Raw genomic sequence first — 18,620 nt, 5'->3', positions numbered from 1 at the left:
CCCAGGCAGAGGCCGCTCACTGCCAGCGCTTGCGCGCTATCAGTGGTTGTCTTCGTGCGCCATCGACAGATAAACGATGGTGAGCATCATGAAGATGAACGCTTGCAGGGTGATGATCAGAATGTGGAACACCGCCCATGCCCACTGCAGCGCCACACCCAGACCGCTCAGCCACAGTAGACCACTGCCGAACATCACAGCGATCAGAATGAACACCAGCTCACCGGCGTACATGTTGCCGAACAACCGCAGTGCCAACGAAATAGGCTTGGCGACCAGGGTGACGAATTCCAGCAGGAAGTTGACCGGAATCAGAAGGATCTGAACCGCGATGTTCTTGCTGCCGAATGGGTGCAGGGTCAGTTCACCGATGAAACCACCGATGCCCTTGACTTTGATGCTGTAGAAAATGATCAGCGCGAATACCGACAGGGCCATGCCGAGGGTGGCATTCGGGTCTGTGGTGGAAACGGCGCGGAACGGAATGTGGTGGTCGCCCGAGATCAGGATGGCCAGCTGTGGAATCCAGTCCACCGGCACCAGGTCGACGGCGTTCATCAGAAACACCCAGACGAAAATGGTCAGAGCCAGGGGCGCGATAAGCTTGTTGCGACCGTGGAAGCTGTCCTTAACGCTGGTGTCGACAAACTCGATCATCACTTCAACGAAGTTCTGCAGACCGCCAGGTTGGCCGGAGGTGGCTTTCTTGGCCGCCATGCGGAACAGCAGGATGAAGATCAGACCCAGCGCTACGGACCAGCCGAGGGTATCTACGTGGAAAGCCCAGAAGCCCATTTCTTTGGCTTCTTGTGCAGTGTGGGCAAAGCCCCAATCACCGGTCTGCGTTTTCCCGAAAGTCAGGTTCTGCAAGTGGTGCTGGATATAGCCCGAAGCGGTTTGTTCTGCCATGTTTGCCTCAAACGCCCTAAGGTCTCAAAAATCTTGTTCTAGTGAGCAGCGGTGCAAACCAATTGACCAACTGGGTCAGGAAGAACACGCCGAACACTGCCAGCGCATCCAATGGTTTTACCCCTGCGAACGTCAGCGCAAAGAGCACTGCCGTCAGAATCAGCTTGCCCGCTTCACCGGCATAAAAAGACCGGACTATCGCTTGGGCGGCCCGGGCTCCGGTAAACCGGAATGCCTTGTGGGCGAAATACATGTTCGGTAGCCAGGCGATCAAACCGCCGAGCGCGCCAGAGTACCCACTTACCGTACCGCGCCATTGCCACAAAACGACGGCTGCGATTAGCAATACGACGAGTTGAACGAGCAACACGGGAAACACCGGCAAACGATGGAACGGCAGGCGGTTGGGCGTGCGTGCATCCATCACATGTTCTCCGGCTTTCGGCCTCTGGTGTCAGTCGCCGTACAATCAACGACTTGGCATAGTTTGTGCCGACAAAATGCGCGCAGAGTATAGGGGGCGATCCCCCCCTATTCAACTGCTCGGTAGTGATTTCCGACTACCCGCTACATGACTAAGTATGTCAGCGAAGGACTTATCGGATGTGGGCAAGAACGCCTTGCAACTCATCCAGCGAGTTGTAGCGGATAACCAGTTGGCCTTTGCCCTTCTGCCCATGCTTGATCTGCACCGGAGAGCCCAGGCGCTCTGCCAGGCGCTGCTCCAGCCGACTGATATCCGGGTCGACTTTTGCCGCCACTACAGGCTTCTCTTTGGTGCTCAACCACTGGCGAACCAGTGCCTCGGTTTGGCGCACTGTCAGGGCTCGTGCGACAACATGTCGCGCCCCTTCAACCTGCTGTTCAGCCGGCAAACCGAGCAATGCACGGGCATGGCCCATTTCCAGATCGCCATGGGACAGCAGGGTCTTGATTTCTTCAGGCAGGGAGATCAAACGCAGCAGGTTGGTGATGGTCACCCGCGACTTGCCCACCGCTTCGGCCACTTGCTGTTGCGTCAGCTGGAACTCTTGCTGCAGCCGTTGCAAGGCCACGGCTTCTTCAATGGGGTTGAGGTCTTCGCGCTGGATGTTTTCGATCAACGCCATGGCGATGGCCGCTTCGTCCGGCACCTCGCGAACCATGGCCGGAATCTTGTCCAGGCCTGCCAGCTGGCTGGCTCGCCAGCGACGCTCTCCGGCAATGATCTCGAAACGGCCGGTACCGATCGGCCGGACCACGATCGGTTGCATCACGCCCTGGGCGCGAATGGACTGGGCCAGTTCTTCCAGCGCCGTGCTGTCCATGTCGCGGCGCGGCTGGTACTTGCCGCGCTGAATCAGATCCAGTGGCACATATTGCAGCTCACGGGTATCGACCTGCGCGGCTTCTTCCTGCAAAGCGTTGACACTGGTGCCGCCCAGCAGGGCGTCCAGTCCGCGTCCGAGACCTCGTTTTTTGCTGGCCATGGATAATCCTTATGCTTTTGCGGTTCGTGTGGCACTGCGCTGACGCCGGGACAGTTCACCGGCCAGTGCCAAGTAGGCGAGGGCGCCACGGGATTGCTTGTCGTACGCCAGCGCCGGCATGCCGAAACTCGGCGCCTCGGCCAGGCGGACGTTGCGGGGAATCACGGTGTCGTAGAGCTGATCACCAAAGTGTGCTTTGAGCTGCGCGGACACGTCGTTGGTCAGGCTGATGCGCGGGTCGTACATGGTGCGCAGCAGGCCTTCGATTTTCAGCGACGGGTTCAGCAGCTTGCCGATGCGCTGGATCGAGTTGACCAGGTCGGTCAGTCCTTCCAGTGCGTAGTACTCGCATTGCATCGGAATGATCACGCCATCGGCCGCCACCAGAGCGTTGACCGTCAGCATGGACAGTGAAGGCGGGCAATCGATGAGGATGTAGTCGTAGTTTTCGCGGATCGGCGCGAGCGCCTCGCGCAGACGGTTTTCCTTGGCCGGCATATCCAGCAAGGCCACTTCGGCGGCAGTAAGGTCGCGGTTGGCCGGCAGCAGTTGGTAGCCGCCATGTTCGGAAAACTGCATGGCCTGACCCAGGTCGCACTCGCCGATCAACACGTCGTAGATCGAATGCTCCAACGCCAACTTATCCACACCACTGCCGGTGGTGGCGTTGCCTTGAGGATCAAGGTCGATCAACAGCACACGACGCTTGGTCGCAACCAGTGAAGCCGCCAGATTGATGCAAGTCGTGGTCTTGGCCACACCGCCTTTCTGGTTGGCGATGGCGAATACTTTAGCCATGGTCAGCGTCAGTCCCGGTCATATGATGCGGCGCAGTATCAACAGATGGCGCTGACCTTGGCAACCGGGAACCTTGAGGACGTGCGTTGCAGCCAATTTAAAGTCGGCCGGCAGCGCTTGTAGCTCGTCATCCGGGTGCACGCCTTTCATGGCCAGCCAGCGGGTGTCGGTGTCACCGAGATGGCGAGTCCAATCGGAGAAGTCCTGCAGCGAGCTGAAGGCTCGCGAGCAGATACCGGTGAACGGCGTCGGCGGGGTGAACGCTTCTACCCGGCTGTGGATAACGTCCAGGTTGGCGAGCTTGAGTTCGAGTTTCACCTGGGTAAGAAAACGGGTTTTCTTGCCGTTGGAGTCCAGAAGGGTGAACTGGCGCTCGGGAAACATGATCGCCAAGGGAATACCCGGCATACCGCCGCCACTGCCGACGTCCAGCCAGGTGCTGCCACCTTCGGCGACGTAGGGCACCACGCTCAGGCTGTCGAGCAGATGGCGCGAAACCATTTCGTTTGGGTCGCGTACAGCGGTCAGGTTGTAGGCCTTGTTCCACTTGATCAGCAAGGCCAGGTAGCCCAGCAGGTGGCTGTGTTGCTGTGCGTTGAGTTCGACGCCTAGTTCGGCGGCACCACGGGACAATTCTTCGGCATGTTGCGCGGTAACCATGGACATCAGGCGCTTTGCTCCAGCTCACGACCGGCACTGCGTTTCTTCAGGTTGATCATCAGCAGGGAAATGGCTGCCGGCGTTACACCTGGAATACGCGAAGCCTGCCCCAGCGTTTCCGGACGAGCCTGGCCAAGCTTGCTTTGAATCTCTTTGGACAACCCGGCGATGGCGGCGTAATCGATATCTGCCGGTAGCTTGGTATTTTCGCTGGCACGCAGACGGGCGATCTCGTCTTGCTGGCGATCGATGTAGCCGGCGTATTTGGTCTTGATCTCGACCTGTTCGGCGACCTGCACGTCGTCATGACCAGGGCCTGTCACCTCGATAAGGCCGGCGTAGTCGATTTCCGGACGGGTCAGCAGGCTGAGCAGGTTGTATTCGTGGGTCAGCGGCGTGCCGAAGCGTTCGGCAATGGCATCGCCTTGCGCGGTGTTCGGGCGCACCCACGTGCTTTTCAGGCGCTGCTCTTCCTGCTCGATGCCTTCGCGCTTGGCACAGAACTCGGCCCAGCGACGGTCATCGACCAGGCCCAGCTCGCGGCCTTTTTCGGTCAGGCGCAGGTCGGCGTTGTCTTCGCGCAGAATCAGGCGGTACTCGGCACGGGAGGTAAACATGCGGTACGGCTCTTGGGTGCCGAGGGTGATCAGGTCGTCGACCAGCACGCCGATGTAAGCCTCATCGCGACGTGGGCACCAGCTGTCTTTACCCTGAGCCCGCAGAGCGGCGTTGGCACCGGCCAGCAGGCCTTGAGCGCCAGCTTCTTCGTAGCCGGTGGTGCCGTTGATTTGCCCCGCGAAGAACAGGCCGGCAATCACTTTGGTTTCCAGGCTGTACTTCAGATCGCGCGGGTCGAAATAGTCGTATTCGATGGCATAGCCCGGGCGAACGATATGAGCGTTTTCCATACCGCGAATCGAGCGCACCAGTTCCAACTGCACATCGAACGGCAAAGACGTGGAAATGCCGTTGGGGTACAGCTCATGGGTATTCAGGCCTTCGGGCTCAATGAATACCTGATGGCTATCCTTGTCGGCAAAACGATGAATCTTGTCTTCAATAGACGGGCAATAGCGTGGGCCAATGCCTTCGATAACCCCGGAATACATCGGCGACCGGTTGAGGTTGGCGGCGATGATTTCGTGGGTACGGGCGTTGGTGTGGGTAATCCAGCAGCTGACCTGACGGGGATGCTGTTCCTTGTGACCCAGGAAAGACATCACCGGGATTGGGGTATCGCCAGGCTGCTCGGTCATTACCGAGAAATCGACCGAGCGACCGTCGATGCGCGGTGGGGTACCGGTTTTCAAACGACCAACCCGCAGCGGGTGTTCGCGCAGGCGCTGGGCCAGGGCAATCGAAGGCGGATCCCCGGCACGGCCGCCGGAATGGTTCTGCAAGCCGATGTGGATAAGTCCGCCGAGGAAGGTGCCTGTGGTTAACACCACGGATTCTGCGAAGAAACGCAGGCCCATCTGGGTAACCACACCCCGCACCTGGTCCTGTTCCACGATCAGGTCGTCACACGATTGCTGAAATATCCACAGGTTCGGCTGGTTCTCCAGCGTTTCGCGAATCGCCGCCTTGTAAAGCATGCGATCGGCTTGGGCGCGGGTGGCGCGAACGGCTGGGCCTTTGCGGCTGTTGAGCACACGAAACTGGATACCACCTTTGTCAGTGGCCTCAGCCATGGCACCGCCCAAGGCGTCAATTTCTTTCACCAGATGGCTTTTACCGATGCCGCCAATGGCAGGGTTGCAGCTCATATGCCCGAGGGTGTCGACGTTGTGGCTAAGCAGCAGGGTTTTTACGCCCATGCGTGCAGCAGCCAGCGCTGCTTCAGTGCCGGCATGGCCGCCGCCGATAACGATGACATCAAAACGGGAAGGGAAATCCACCACGCACCTCGTGCCTGTTGAGAATTGGGGGAGGCTTTTAACTGACCAGGCGTCTTTTAGCCGACCGGGGAACTTGGGAAAAGCGGAAAGGCGGCAAGTATAGGGATTTAGCAGGGTTGAAAGAAGCCTTTTGAACAAAAAATAGCCAATGGCTCAAGGGGGCGAGGTCGGTCGGTTAATAAAGAAAGAGAGAAGAGAATTTTTTAAAGCTTTGTTTTTATGTTTATTACTTATGGGCACCGTTTCTGTGGATAGATTGCTGCAAGCCAGCGGCCACGGGGTGTATGGAATTGTATAAGGCTGTGGTCATCTGGGGTGGAGCCTTCTGGATAACCGCCTTAAACCTGTGGATGGAACGCTTACTTGTGCACAGGCCGATTCGTCCCCAGGTTTGCCCCCTGCTTATCGACTGGGCTTAAGGGCTGTTATCCACAGGGTTTAATTTCGCCCTGTTGATTATTTCAGGCGTGAAAAAGCCCGGGCTGGCCGGGCTTGATTCACTCGTGATGGGCTATTTGCCGATGCAAAAGCTCGAGAAGATGCGACCTAGCAGGTCATCGGAGCTGAATGCGCCGGTAATTTCGCCCAACGCTTGCTGCGCTATACGCAGGTCTTCGGCAAGCAGTTCGCCAGCGCCTGCGAGGGTCAGCTGTGTATAACCATGTTCCAGAGACTGACTGGCGTGGTTAAGCGCCTCCAGGTGCCTTCTGCGGGCGCTAAAGCCGCTCTCGGCGGTCTGTTCGTACCCCATGCAGGCTTTGAGGTGGTCACGCAAAAGCTCGAGGCCCGCGGCTGAGCGCGCGGACAGGCTGATGGTCACGTGGCCATCCTCGCTTACCTCCAGCGCCACAGGCTCGCCAGAGAGGTCGGCCTTGTTGCGAATCAGCGTAACCTTGGACGGATCGGGCCGCTGGCTCAAAAACTCCGGCCAGAGCGCGAAAGGATCGCTGGCTTCTGCGGACGTGGCATCTACCACCAGCAACACACGATCGGCTTCACCAATGGCCTTGAGGGCACGCTCGACGCCGATCTTTTCCACATGGTCATCGGTGTCGCGCAGGCCGGCGGTGTCGACCACATGCAAGGGCATACCGTCGATGTGGATATGTTCACGCAACACATCGCGGGTGGTGCCGGCGATTTCCGTGACGATGGCCGCTTCGCGACCAGCCAGTGCGTTTAGCAGACTGGATTTGCCGGCATTCGGGCGGCCGGCGATCACCACCGTCATGCCGTCGCGCAGCAGGGCGCCCTGATTGGCTTCACGCTGCACGGCAGCCAGATCGCTGCGCACCTCATTAAGCATCGCCAGAACATGGCCGTCGGCGAGGAAATCGATTTCTTCTTCCGGAAAGTCGATGGCAGCTTCTACGTAGATACGCAGAGAAATCAGCCGTTCGGTAAGCCCATGCACGCGGCGGGAAAACTCGCCCTGCAAGGAGCGCAAGGCGTTACGTGCCGCCTGTTCGGAGCTGGCCTCGATGAGGTCGGCAATGGCTTCGGCTTGCGCCAGGTCGAGCTTGTCATTGAGAAAGGCGCGTTCGCTGAACTCACCTGGCCGTGCCAGACGAGCCCCCAAACGCAGACAACGGCGCAACAGTAAATCCAGCACCACTGGACCCCCGTGGCCCTGCAGTTCCAATACGTCTTCGCCGGTAAACGAGTTGGGGCCGGGGAAGTACAACGCCAGGCCTTCATCGAGAACAACGTCCTGTTCGCCATGGAACGGTCCGTAATGGGCATACCGTGGCTTCAGTTGACGCTGGCTGATGGCCTTGGCAATTGCCTGGGCCTTGGGGCCGGAAACGCGAACGATACCGACGCCGGCACGACCCTGGGCGGTGGCAACCGCTGCAATGGTTTCTCGAACGTTGCTCATGGCGCGCTTCTCTTCACAAATAGCATTCGGCAAATAGCAAAACGCCCCGCCACGTATTGCTCGGGCGGGGCGCTCATTCAGCTTAGCAAGCCAGGCTTAGGCGTTGGCGGCCTTGGTAGCGGCTTCGATCTTGCGGGTGATGTACCACTGCTGAGCAATGGACAGGCAGTTGTTGACTACCCAATACAGCACCAGACCCGCTGGGAACCACAGGAAGAAGAAGGTGAAGATGATTGGCATCATTTTCATGACCTTGGCCTGCATCGGATCCGGCGGCGCGGGGTTCAACTGCTGCTGGATGAACATGGTGGCACCCATGATCAGCGGCAGAATGAAGAACGGGTCTTTGATCGACAGGTCGGTGATCCAGAACATCCACGGCGCCTGACGCATCTCGACGCTTTCCAGAAGCACCCAGTACAAGGCGAGGAAAACCGGCATCTGCACCAGAATCGGCAGGCAGCCCCCTAACGGGTTGATCTTCTCTTTCTTGTAAAGCTCCATCATGGCTTGCGACATTTTCTGCCGGTCATCGCCATGCTGTTCTTTCAAGGCAGCCAGTTTCGGCGCCACTGCACGCATACGTGCCATGGACTTGTAGCTGGCAGCCGACAGCGGGAAGAAGAAGCCTTTGATGATCATGGTCAGCACGATGATCGACCAGCCCCAGTTACCCAGGATGCTGTGGATATGTTGCAGCAGCCAGAAGATCGGCTGAGCGATAAACCACAGAATGCCGTAGTCGACTGTCAGTTCCAGGCCTGGCGCGAGAGAGCCCAAGTGTTTCTGGATTTTCGGACCGGCGTAGAGAATGGCCGACACTTCACCTTTGCTGCCCGGCGCCACGTTCACGCTTGGAGTGGTGAAGCCGACGATGTAGTTGCCTTGGGTGTCTTTGCGGGTTTGCACACTGTTGTCGTTGTCCTGGCTTGGAATCCAGGCGGTCACAAAATAATGCTGCAGCCAGGCGACCCAGCCGCCTTTGACGGTTTCTTTGACCGGCGCCTTGTCGATGTCTTTCATCGACACTTTTTTGTAGGCCGAGTCATGCGTCGCCATGGCTGCACCGAGGTAGGTGGCAGTGCTGGTGGCGGCGGTCTTCGACGGGTCATCGCTGTTGTCGCGCTTGAGCTGGGCATACATGTTGCCGGCCCAGGCGGTAGTGCTCTGGTTGTCGATCAGGTAACGCACATCAACCTGGTAGGACGACGGGTCGACGCAACCTGGTTTTTTCAGTTCCTGCTCTTTGGCCGAGCACTCCGGGTTTAGACCACGCTTGAAGCTGAAACGCTTGATGTAGTTGACGCCGTCTTTGGCGAAGGTCAGATCCACTACCAGAGCGTTCTGGCCGTCGGCCAGTTGGTAGCTCTTCTGCGCGCTTTGCCATACCGCACGACCATTGGCGGAATCCGGGGCGTTGCTGCCGATCAGACCGCTTTGGGCCAGGTAGGTACGTTCGTTTCCGTTGTCGAACAGCTGGAACGGAACATCCGGACGATCCTGGCGACGCGGGTATTGCGGCAGGGTCAGTTGGACGATGTCGCCACCGCTTGGATCAATGGCCAGCTCAAGTACGTCAGTCTTAACCCGAATCAGGTCTTTGCTGGCCTGTGGGGCAGCAGCAGTGGCTTCAGGTTGAGCGGACGGCGCGCTTGGCACATCGCTAGCGCCAGTACCGGCGGCAGGGACGTCGGGCAGCGCAGCGGTATTGCTGGTCGCAGCGGCGGTGTTCGCAGTCGGCAGAGCCGTTTGGCCGTAGTCTTCGTTCCACTTGAGAACCATGACATAGGACACGATTGCGAGCGCGGCGATCAGGATCGAGCGTTTAATATCCATGATTACTCGGCCATCGAAGGGGGTCGGGAAATGGGGGCGCCTGGAACCGGATCGTAACCACCGGGATTCCATGGGTGACAACGACCTAGCCGACGGAGCGTCAGCCAGCCGCCGCGCATGAAACCATGGTGTTCAATGGCTTCATACGCGTAGCAGGAGCAGCTGGGGTAAAAACGACAGTGACTGGCCATCAACGGACTGATGGCGTAGCGATAAACCTGAATCGAAGCGAGTGCCAGTTTACGCATGGGGACTGTCGGTAACCCCTGCTAGCGGAAGGACTTCCGGGCTTGGCTTACTACGTGCCAAGCGTTTCCAGAGCTTGCCGAACTGGATAGCCAATTCGGGATTTTCCAGATCACCTAGGCCTTTGCGCGCGACAACCACAATGTCCCAGCCCACCAGGTTTTCCTGGTTGAGACGGAATGAATTGCGGATGACTCGTTTGAGGCGATTGCGCTCAACAGAGAGCTTGACGCTCTTCTTGCCGATAACCAAACCCAGGCGGGGATGATCGAGATCGTTGTTGCGCGCGAGGAGCAGGACGTTCTTACCCGGAACCTTACCGCTGGGGGAGTCAAAGACTGTCTTGAATTGTCGAGGGGTCAGCAGACGCTTTTCCCGACCGAAGTCTTGACTCACCACCGATGCCGAATTATCAAACGGCCAGACGCTTACGGCCTTTGGCACGGCGACGGGACAGAACAGCGCGGCCGTTCTTGGTAGCCATACGGGCACGGAAGCCGTGGGTGCGAGCGCGCTTGATAGTGCTTGGTTGGAAAGTGCGTTTCATGGTGCGTTACCTGGGTTATCGACAACGGGCCGGAATGGCCCCCGTTTTAAGAGACCGGCAATTCTAGAGAAACCAGGCGGTCAGGTCAATTTCCAACCAACATTTCTGTAAGGAGGGTCTGGTTTGGGGGATGCGGGTAAATAAAGAATATTAAGAAGAGAGATTTAAATCTTTTTTAATCTATTAACTACTCTTAGCTAATGACCTTTCTGTGGATAAGGTGCTTCAGGCTAAGCCCTTCAAGGCGTGCGGCGGATAATAACCCTGTCCAGAACAGGTGTGTAGCCTGTACCGGTCCTGCGCATAAGCTGGGGATGAAAGGGGCTTTTATCCACAGGCAGGTTTTCCACTGGGTTCTCCCCAGGCTTATCCCGCAGGCTTATAGGCGGTTATCCACAGGGTTCAGGTTAGCCGGATTTTTCAGTTGGAAATCCATTAACACGTTGATTTTACGTGGTGAAAACTTTGGCTCGCATGTGGATAACTACCCTGGGGTGTGGGTACAATGCCGGCTGTTTTGGGCCTCGCGGCCTATTTGTCTTAGGGGATTTCTGTGTCTGTGGAACTTTGGCAGCAGTGTGTAGAACTTCTACGCGATGAGCTGCCGGCCCAGCAATTCAATACCTGGATTCGCCCGCTGCAGGTTGAAGCCTCCAGTGATGAGCTGCGTGTCTTTGCGCCCAACCGCTTCGTGCTGGATTGGGTAAACGAAAAGTACATGGGCCGACTGCTCGAGCTGCTGCATGAGCGCAGCGAGGGCATGGCTCCGGCTATCTCCTTATTAATAGGCAGCAAGCGAGCCGCTGTAGTCCGCTCGCCGATGCCTGCGCCTCAACAGCCGGTTGCCGCGCCTGTCAGTGCGCCGGTGCGCGACGAGCCGGTTGCGATGGCTGTCTCGAGTGAGCCGTCGCGCGCAAGTTTCGACCCCATGGCCGGTGCCAGTTCTCAGACTGCTCCAGTTCGTACCGAGCGCACCGTGCAGGTTGAGGGCGCGCTCAAACACACCAGCTATTTGAATCGCACCTTTACCTTCGAGAACTTCGTCGAAGGTAAGTCCAACCAGCTTGCTCGCGCGGCCGCATGGCAGGTGGCGGATAACCCCAAGCATGGCTACAACCCGTTGTTCCTTTATGGCGGCGTGGGCTTGGGTAAAACCCACTTGATGCATGCGGTGGGCAACCATCTATTAAAGAAGAATCCGAACGCGAAGGTCGTGTACCTGCATTCGGAGCGGTTCGTGGCCGACATGGTCAAGGCCCTGCAGTTGAACGCCATCAATGAGTTCAAACGCTTCTACCGTTCGGTGGATGCGTTGCTGATCGATGACATCCAATTTTTCGCCAAGAAAGAACGCTCGCAAGAAGAATTCTTCCACACCTTCAACGCCCTGCTTGAGGGTGGACAGCAGGTCATTCTTACCAGCGACCGGTATCCGAAAGAAATCGAGGGGCTGGAAGAGCGTTTGAAGTCCCGCTTTGGCTGGGGACTCACGGTGGCCGTGGAGCCGCCCGAGCTGGAAACCCGCGTAGCGATTCTGATGAAAAAGGCCGACCAGGCCAAAGTCGATTTGCCCCACGATGCTGCCTTCTTTATCGCGCAACGCATCCGCTCCAATGTGCGTGAGCTTGAAGGCGCGTTGAAACGTGTTATCGCACACGCACACTTTATGGGCCGCGATATCACCATCGAGCTGATTCGTGAGTCGTTGAAGGACTTGTTGGCGCTGCAGGACAAACTGGTCAGCGTCGACAATATTCAGCGCACCGTTGCCGAGTACTACAAGATCAAGATTTCCGACTTGCTGTCCAAGCGCCGCTCCCGTTCGGTAGCGCGGCCACGGCAAGTGGCTATGGCGTTATCCAAAGAATTGACCAACCATAGCCTGCCGGAAATCGGTGATGCCTTCGGCGGTCGTGATCACACCACTGTATTGCACGCATGCCGTAAGATTGCTGAACTTAGGGAAGCCGACGCGGACATCCGCGAGGATTACAAGAACCTGCTGCGCACGCTGACCACCTGACCCATTACGCAGCCCACGAGGCAAAGGGACGAGACCATGCATTTCACTATTCAACGCGAAGCCCTGTTGAAACCGTTGCAACTGGTCGCTGGCGTGGTTGAACGCCGGCAGACGCTGCCGGTGCTGTCTAACGTGCTGTTGGTGGTAGATGGCCAGCAGCTGTCGTTGACCGGTACCGACCTTGAAGTCGAGCTGGTCGGTCGCGTGACGTTGGAAGAGCCAGCTGAATCTGGCGAAATCACCGTACCGGCGCGCAAGCTGATGGATATCTGCAAAAGCCTGCCAAACGATGCGTTGATCGATATCCGCGTTGATGAAACCAAGTTGGTGGTCAAGGCTGGCCGTAGCCGCTTCACCCTCTCCACCCTGCCTGCCAATGACTTCCCTACTGTGGAAGAAGGCCCGGGTTCGTTCACCTTCACGCTGGTACAGAGCAAGCTGCGTCGCCTGATTGAGCGCACCAGTTTCGCGATGGCGCAGCAGGATGTCCGTTATTACCTGAACGGCATGTTGATCGAAGTGCAAACTGGCGTATTGCGTGCTGTTGCCACTGATGGTCACAGGTTGGCCATGTGCTCGATGGAAGCCGGGATCGAACAAGCGGACCGCCATCAGGTGATCGTGCCGCGCAAAGGCATTCTGGAGCTGGCTCGTTTGCTGACTGAGCAAGACGGCACGGTGGACATCGTATTGGGCCAACATCATATTCGCGCCACCACTGGAGAGTTCACCTTCACCTCGAAGCTGGTCGACGGTAAATTCCCTGACTACGAGCGCGTACTGCCAAAAGGTGGCGACAAGTTGGTGTTGGGCGACCGTCAGGCGCTACGTGAAGCATTCAGCCGTACCGCCATTCTTTCCAATGAGAAATACCGTGGCATTCGCCTGCAACTGGCCAATAGCTTGCTGAAAATTCAGGCGAACAACCCTGAACAGGAAGAAGCTGAGGAAGAAGTGGTCGTTGATTACAACGGCGGCGCGTTGGAAATTGGTTTTAACGTCAGCTATTTGCTTGATGTACTGGGCGTGATGACCACCGAACAGGTTCGCCTGATTTTGTCGGATTCCAACAGCAGCGCCCTGGTACAAGAGTCGGACAACGACGACTCCGCTTACGTCGTCATGCCGATGCGCCTCTGACCCTGAATCGAGTCTAGATGTCCCTCAGTCGCGTCACGGTCACCGCGGTGCGCAATCTGCACCCGGTGACCCTCTCCCCTTCCCCCCGCATCAATATCCTTTCCGGCGCCAACGGCAGTGGTAAAACCAGCCTGCTGGAAGCCATTCACTTGCTTGGTCTTGCCCGTTCGTTCCGCAGTGCTCGTCTCCTGCCGGTCATTCAGTATGAGCAGGAAGCGTGCACCGTATTCGGTCAAGTCGAGCTGGCCGAGGGTGGCCAAAGCAACCTTGGTGTTTCTCGCGATCGTCAGGGTGAATTTCAAATTCGCATTGATGGTCAGAATGCACGCAGTGCAGCACAACTGGCTGAAGCATTGCCGTTGCAACTGATTAACCCGGACAGTTTTCGCTTGCTGGAAGGCGCACCCAAGATTCGGAGACAGTTTCTGGATTGGGGAGTGTTCCACGTGGAACCTCGCTTTATGCCGGCCTGGCAGCGCCTCCAGAAGGCGCTGCGGCAGCGAAACTCATGGCTGCGGCATGGTACACTTGATGCCGCTTCGCAAGCGGCCTGGGACCGCGAGCTGTGCCTTGCCAGCGACGAAATCGATGGCTATCGCCGCAGTTATATCCAGGCCCTTAAGCCGGTATTCGAAGAGGTGCTTCGGGAGCTGGTGGAGCTCGAGGGGCTTACCCTCAGTTATTACCGCGGTTGGGATAAAGACCGGGAATTGCAGGCCGTACTGAGCACGACGCTTCAGCGTGACCAGCATCTCGGACATACCCAAGCCGGTCCGCAACGCGCTGATTTGCGCTTGCGATTAGGCGCTCATAACGCCGCCGAAATTCTTTCGCGGGGCCAACAGAAGTTGGTGGTGTGTGCCTTGCGAATTGCCCAAGGGCATTTGGTTAGTCAGGCACGACGCGGCCAGTGCATCTACCTGGTGGATGATCTGCCGTCCGAGTTGGACGAGCAGCATCGAAACGCGTTGTGCCGTTTATTAGAAGATTTGAACTGCCAGGTGTTTATCACCTGTGTAGACCATGAATTGTTGCGGGGAAGCTGGCGCACGGATACGCCGGTAGCGATGTTCCACGTGGAACATGGCTGTATCACCCAGACCCACGACCATCGGGAGTGAAGGCATGAGCGAAAATCAAACGTACGATTCGTCCAGCATCAAAGTGCTGAAAGGCCTGGACGCCGTACGCAAGCGGCCCGGTATGTACATCGGTGACACTGACGATGGTAGCGGTCTGCACCATATGGTTTTTGAGGTGGTCGACAACTCCATCGACGAAGCCCTTGCCGGGCATTGCGACGACATCAGCATCATCATCCACCCGGACGAATCCATCACCGTGCGTGACAACGGCCGTGGTATTCCGGTGGATGTGCACAAAGAAGAAGGCGTTTCCGCAGCCGAGGTCATCATGACCGTGCTGCACGCCGGCGGTAAGTTCGACGACAACTCTTATAAGGTATCCGGCGGCCTGCACGGCGTAGGTGTTTCGGTAGTAAACGCCCTCTCCGAGTTGCTGCTTCTGACCGTACGCCGTAGCGGCAAAGTCTGGGAGCAAACCTACGTGCACGGCGTGCCTCAGGCACCGATGCGTACCGTGGGCGACACCGATAAAACAGGTACCGAAATCCACTTCAAGCCCTCGGCTGAAACCTTCCAGAACATCCACTTTAGCTGGGACATCCTGGCCAAGCGTCTGCGTGAGCTTTCCTTCCTGAACTCCGGTGTCGGCATCGTTCTCAAGGACGAGCGCAGCGGCAAGGAAGAGCTGTTCAAGTACGAAGGTGGTCTGCGTGCGTTCGTGGAGTACCTGAACACCAACAAGACGGCGGTCAACCAGGTATTCCACTTCAACGTTCAGCGCGACGACGGTGTGGGTGTGGAAGTCGCTCTGCAGTGGAACGACAGCTTCAACGAGAACCTGCTCTGCTTCACTAACAACATTCCTCAGCGCGACGGCGGTACCCACCTGGCGGGTTTCCGGTCCGCGTTGACGCGTAACCTGAACGCTTATATCGAGCAGGAAGGTCTGGCCAAAAAACACAAGATCGCCACCACCGGTGACGATGCCCGTGAAGGTCTGACGGCCATTATTTCGGTGAAAGTGCCCGACCCTAAATTCAGCTCGCAGACCAAAGACAAGCTGGTTTCCTCCGAGGTGAAAACCGCGGTCGAGCAGGAAATGGGCAAGTACTTTTCCGACTTCCTGTTGGAAAACCCCAACGAAGCCAAGGCCGTGGTCGGCAAGATGATCGACGCAGCACGCGCCCGTGAAGCTGCCCGTAAGGCGCGGGAAATGACCCGTCGCAAAGGCGCCCTGGATATCGCAGGATTGCCGGGCAAGCTGGCCGACTGCCAAGAGAAAGACCCTGCCCTTTCCGAACTGTACCTAGTGGAAGGGGACTCTGCTGGCGGCTCCGCCAAGCAGGGACGTAACCGCAAGACTCAAGCGATTCTGCCTCTCAAGGGCAAGATCCTGAACGTGGAACGCGCACGTTTCGACCGTATGATTTCGTCGCAGGAAGTCGGCACGCTGATCACGGCCCTCGGGTGCGGTATCGGTCGTGAGGAATACAACATCGACAAACTGCGCTACCACAACATCATCATCATGACGGACGCCGACGTCGACGGCTCGCACATTCGTACGCTGCTGTTGACCTTCTTTTTCCGCCAACTGCCTGAGCTGGTCGAGCGCGGCTACATCTATATCGCTCAGCCGCCGTTGTACAAAGTGAAGAAAGGCAAGCAAGAGCAGTACATCAAGGACGACGAGGCCATGGAGGAATACATGACCCAGTCGGCCCTCGAAGATGCCAGCTTGCACGTCAATGAAAACGATCCGGGCATCGGCGGCGAGCCGCTGGAGAAACTGGTCAACAACTACCGCATGGTAATGAAGACCCTCAAGCGTCTCTCGCGCATCTACCCGCAAGAGCTCACCGAGCACTTCGTGTATCTGCCGGCGGTAAGCCTGGACAACCTCAGCGATCAAGCCGGTATGCAAGCCTGGTTGGAGAAGCTCAACGAGCGCCTGCGCACCATGGAGAAATCCGGCCTGGTGTACAAAACCAACCTGCGTGAAGACCAGGAGCGTCATCTGTGGCTGCCGGAGGTCGAGTTGATTTCCCACGGCGTTTCCAACTTCGTCACCTTCAACCGCGACTTCTTCGCCAGTAACGACTACAAGACCGTCACCACCCTGGGCGACCAGTTGAACAGTCTGTTGGAAGAAGGCGCCTACGTGAAACGTGGCGAACGCAAGAAGCCGGTGAACACCTTCAAGGACGCGCTTAACTGGCTTCTGGCCGAGAGCACCAAACGTCACAGCATCCAGCGCTATAAAGGGTTGGGCGAAATGAACCCGGACCAACTGTGGGAAACCACCATGGACCCGGATGCGCGTCGCATGCTGAAAGTGACCATCGAAGACGCCATCAGCGCCGACCAAATCTTCAATACCCTGATGGGCGACGAAGTAGAACCGCGCCGTGACTTCATCGAAGCCAACGCCTTGGCGGTGTCGAACCTGGACTTCTAAGCCTCGGTTTGAACCTACCAAATAAAAACCCCAGCCATGTGCTGGGGTTTTTGTTTTAACGGCCTAAAACAGCCCTCCCTGGCCGTTTAAACCACTTACTTCAAACCCAACGCATTCCGCATGGTGAAGTACAGGTCAGTCTGATCCGTCAGGCCAGTCACGTTCGCCGCATGGGGGCCGTAAGCGGCTACGCGAAGTTGAGTACCGGTGTGTTCCTGCGACGACCCTTCCGAGTTGCCGTAGCTTACCGCCATCACGGCGCCGTCTTTGGTGTTCAGCGCTTGAGTCAAACCTGGTGCCGAGGTTTCCAGTGCCACGATCTGACTGGAGTGCGCATGGTCGGCAGTCACGATAACCAGGGTGTTGCCGTCGGCTTTGGCGAACGCCAAGGCCATCTGTACGGCTTCATCCAGGTCGACGGTTTCGCCGATCTGGCCACAGGGGTTGGCGGCGTGGTCCTGTTTGTCGATAGAGGCTCCTTCTACCTGCAGGAAGAAACCGTTGCGGTTGTCCTTGAGCAGGTCGATGGCTTTTACCGTCATCTCAGCCAGCGTCGGTGTGCTGGCGGTGCGTGCCGCGTTTGGCTGGCAGGTGACTGGCGCCTGGTTCAGGTTGCCGTGGTACGTGGCGGTCGGGCCGATCCAGCGGGTCGGCATATTGCCTGGCGAGAACAGGCCAATCACCGGCTGTTTCTGGTTGGCTACGCGAATCTTCTTCAGAGCGGCCGCATCTTCTACCAGCACAAAGCCGCGATCGGCCGCTTGCTGACGCAGGGTTTTGCCTGACCACTTACCGGCTTTGGCGACTTCAGCAAAGGTCGTGGCGCCGCCGCCCAACGTGACGTCAGCACGTACGTTAAGCATCTGCTCGGTAATCGAGCCGGCACCGCCCTTCTCCAAGGCATTGCTCGGGCATTGGGCGGTGGTCGCGACCGGGCCATAGCACTTGCGGCCTGTAACGTGGGAGAACAAGGCCGCCGGGGTAGCGTCTTGCAGCTCAGCAGTGGACACGTTACCCGTGGCCATGCCACGCAGTTTCGCCAGCTCCAGAATGGTCTGGTGCGGCTTCTCGTGGATATCCACACCCAAGGCACCGTTATAGGTTTTAACGCCGGTGGACCAGGCTGTGGCGGATGCAGCCGAGTCGGTCACGTAGTCAGGCTTGCCGGTGTCTTTATGCAGCGCGTAGTGGGTGTATTGGCCGGTCAGCGGCAACGCGTCGATGCCTTTGAAGTAACCACCTGCGCCTTGTGCGTAGTTACGCGCCAGGGTGATTTCTGAATCGCCCATGCCGTCGCCGATAAGCAGAATCACGTTCTTGGCTTTGCGGTCGGACAGCGAGGCTTTGATCGAGTCCGTCAAGTCACGACCCACGCGGCGAGCGCCGGCGTATTCGGTGATATCGCCACGGGCTTCGCGGTTGTACAGGCTCTTGCTCACTTTTTCGTCGTGATCATGGGCAGCGCTGACAGTGGAGAAGGACAGCAACGCGGCAGAAACGGCGAGGGAAAGGGCCAGCGGTAAGGCGGTAGTCATCGATAAGTCCTTATGCGGATGAGCAGGAAGAGGAGGTGTTCTCGCGACTACTGCCAGCAAAACTGGACCGACGAGATAAACAAGCAAACCGACAATAGGGATGCTTGGTTAACGTCGCGTTACAGCGAGCGGGGCAA

The 18,620-nt window shown here is 57.8% G+C and carries 16 protein-coding genes; 4 read left to right on the top strand and 12 right to left on the bottom strand.

The features are described from left to right. Positions 1-39 precede the first annotated feature (39 nt). The 11 genes from atpB to rpmH all read right to left on the bottom strand — a co-directional run bounded on the left by atpB (position 40) and on the right by rpmH (position 10,242). On the bottom strand, positions 40-909 hold the full coding sequence (gene atpB / locus PKE98_RS01840; protein ID WP_271193517.1) for a F0F1 ATP synthase subunit A: 870 nt from the start codon (positions 907-909) through the stop codon (positions 40-42). 16 nt (positions 910-925) lie between these two features. Further along, positions 926-1,333, bottom strand: a complete 408-nt coding sequence (locus PKE98_RS01835; protein WP_271193516.1) for a F0F1 ATP synthase subunit I — start codon at positions 1,331-1,333, stop codon at positions 926-928. Positions 1,334-1,505: 172 nt separating this feature from the next. Continuing rightward, the gene (locus PKE98_RS01830; protein ID WP_271193515.1) at positions 1,506-2,378 is read right to left on the bottom strand and encodes a ParB/RepB/Spo0J family partition protein; all 873 of its coding nucleotides are present in this window, start codon (positions 2,376-2,378) and stop codon (positions 1,506-1,508) included. A gap of 9 nt (positions 2,379-2,387) precedes the next feature. Beyond that, the gene (locus tag PKE98_RS01825; RefSeq protein WP_271193514.1) at positions 2,388-3,176 is read right to left on the bottom strand and encodes a ParA family protein; all 789 of its coding nucleotides are present in this window, start codon (positions 3,174-3,176) and stop codon (positions 2,388-2,390) included. Between the two features lie 18 nt (positions 3,177-3,194). After that, complete coding sequence (gene rsmG / locus PKE98_RS01820; RefSeq protein ID WP_271193513.1) at positions 3,195-3,842, bottom strand: 16S rRNA (guanine(527)-N(7))-methyltransferase RsmG; 648 nt, start codon at positions 3,840-3,842, stop codon at positions 3,195-3,197. After that, positions 3,842-5,734 (bottom strand): tRNA uridine-5-carboxymethylaminomethyl(34) synthesis enzyme MnmG, encoded by a 1,893-nt coding sequence (mnmG, locus tag PKE98_RS01815; RefSeq protein ID WP_271193512.1) that lies wholly within the window; start codon positions 5,732-5,734, stop codon positions 3,842-3,844. Before mnmG ends, rsmG begins: the two co-directional genes overlap by 1 nt. A 511-nt stretch (positions 5,735-6,245) precedes the next feature. Next, entirely contained in the window at positions 6,246-7,613 is a 1,368-nt protein-coding gene (mnmE, locus tag PKE98_RS01810; RefSeq protein WP_271193511.1) for a tRNA uridine-5-carboxymethylaminomethyl(34) synthesis GTPase MnmE, read from the bottom strand. Between the two features lie 96 nt (positions 7,614-7,709). Further along, complete coding sequence (gene yidC, locus PKE98_RS01805; RefSeq protein WP_271193510.1) at positions 7,710-9,449, bottom strand: membrane protein insertase YidC; 1,740 nt, start codon at positions 9,447-9,449, stop codon at positions 7,710-7,712. Positions 9,450-9,451: 2 nt separating this feature from the next. Next, complete coding sequence (gene yidD, locus PKE98_RS01800) at positions 9,452-9,697, bottom strand: membrane protein insertion efficiency factor YidD (protein WP_122449903.1); 246 nt, start codon at positions 9,695-9,697, stop codon at positions 9,452-9,454. Next, entirely contained in the window at positions 9,690-10,094 is a 405-nt protein-coding gene (gene rnpA / locus PKE98_RS01795; RefSeq protein ID WP_373877801.1) for a ribonuclease P protein component, read from the bottom strand. The genes yidD and rnpA overlap by 8 nt, the downstream gene beginning before the upstream one ends. A gap of 13 nt (positions 10,095-10,107) precedes the next feature. Further along, the gene (rpmH, locus tag PKE98_RS01790; RefSeq protein ID WP_002551315.1) at positions 10,108-10,242 is read right to left on the bottom strand and encodes a 50S ribosomal protein L34; all 135 of its coding nucleotides are present in this window, start codon (positions 10,240-10,242) and stop codon (positions 10,108-10,110) included. 553 nt (positions 10,243-10,795) lie between these two features. On the opposite strand from rpmH, the gene dnaA reads away from it, so the two are divergent. From dnaA to gyrB, 4 genes are read left to right on the top strand one after another with little or no spacing between them, the layout of a single operon-like run. Then, positions 10,796-12,265: a chromosomal replication initiator protein DnaA gene (gene dnaA / locus PKE98_RS01785; RefSeq protein ID WP_271193498.1), complete on the top strand. Its 1,470-nt coding sequence runs from the start codon at positions 10,796-10,798 to the stop codon at positions 12,263-12,265. Between the two features lie 36 nt (positions 12,266-12,301). Beyond that, entirely contained in the window at positions 12,302-13,405 is a 1,104-nt protein-coding gene (gene dnaN, locus PKE98_RS01780) for a DNA polymerase III subunit beta (RefSeq protein WP_271193497.1), read from the top strand. A gap of 17 nt (positions 13,406-13,422) precedes the next feature. After that, positions 13,423-14,526: a DNA replication/repair protein RecF gene (gene recF, locus PKE98_RS01775; RefSeq protein WP_271193496.1), complete on the top strand. Its 1,104-nt coding sequence runs from the start codon at positions 13,423-13,425 to the stop codon at positions 14,524-14,526. A gap of 4 nt (positions 14,527-14,530) precedes the next feature. Beyond that, positions 14,531-16,948 (top strand): DNA topoisomerase (ATP-hydrolyzing) subunit B, encoded by a 2,418-nt coding sequence (gene gyrB, locus PKE98_RS01770; RefSeq protein ID WP_271193495.1) that lies wholly within the window; start codon positions 14,531-14,533, stop codon positions 16,946-16,948. A gap of 95 nt (positions 16,949-17,043) precedes the next feature. Here the strand turns inward: gyrB and phoA are convergent, their stop codons facing one another. Continuing rightward, positions 17,044-18,483: an alkaline phosphatase gene (phoA, locus tag PKE98_RS01765; protein WP_271193494.1), complete on the bottom strand. Its 1,440-nt coding sequence runs from the start codon at positions 18,481-18,483 to the stop codon at positions 17,044-17,046. Between the last annotated feature and the right edge of the window lie 137 nt (positions 18,484-18,620).

This window comes from Pseudomonas turukhanskensis (assembly GCF_027922365.1).
GTDB classification, from domain to species: domain Bacteria; phylum Pseudomonadota; class Gammaproteobacteria; order Pseudomonadales; family Pseudomonadaceae; genus Aquipseudomonas; species Aquipseudomonas turukhanskensis.
Note: the sequence above shows the minus strand (reverse complement) of the source record. Positions and strands in the feature narration are given on the sequence as shown.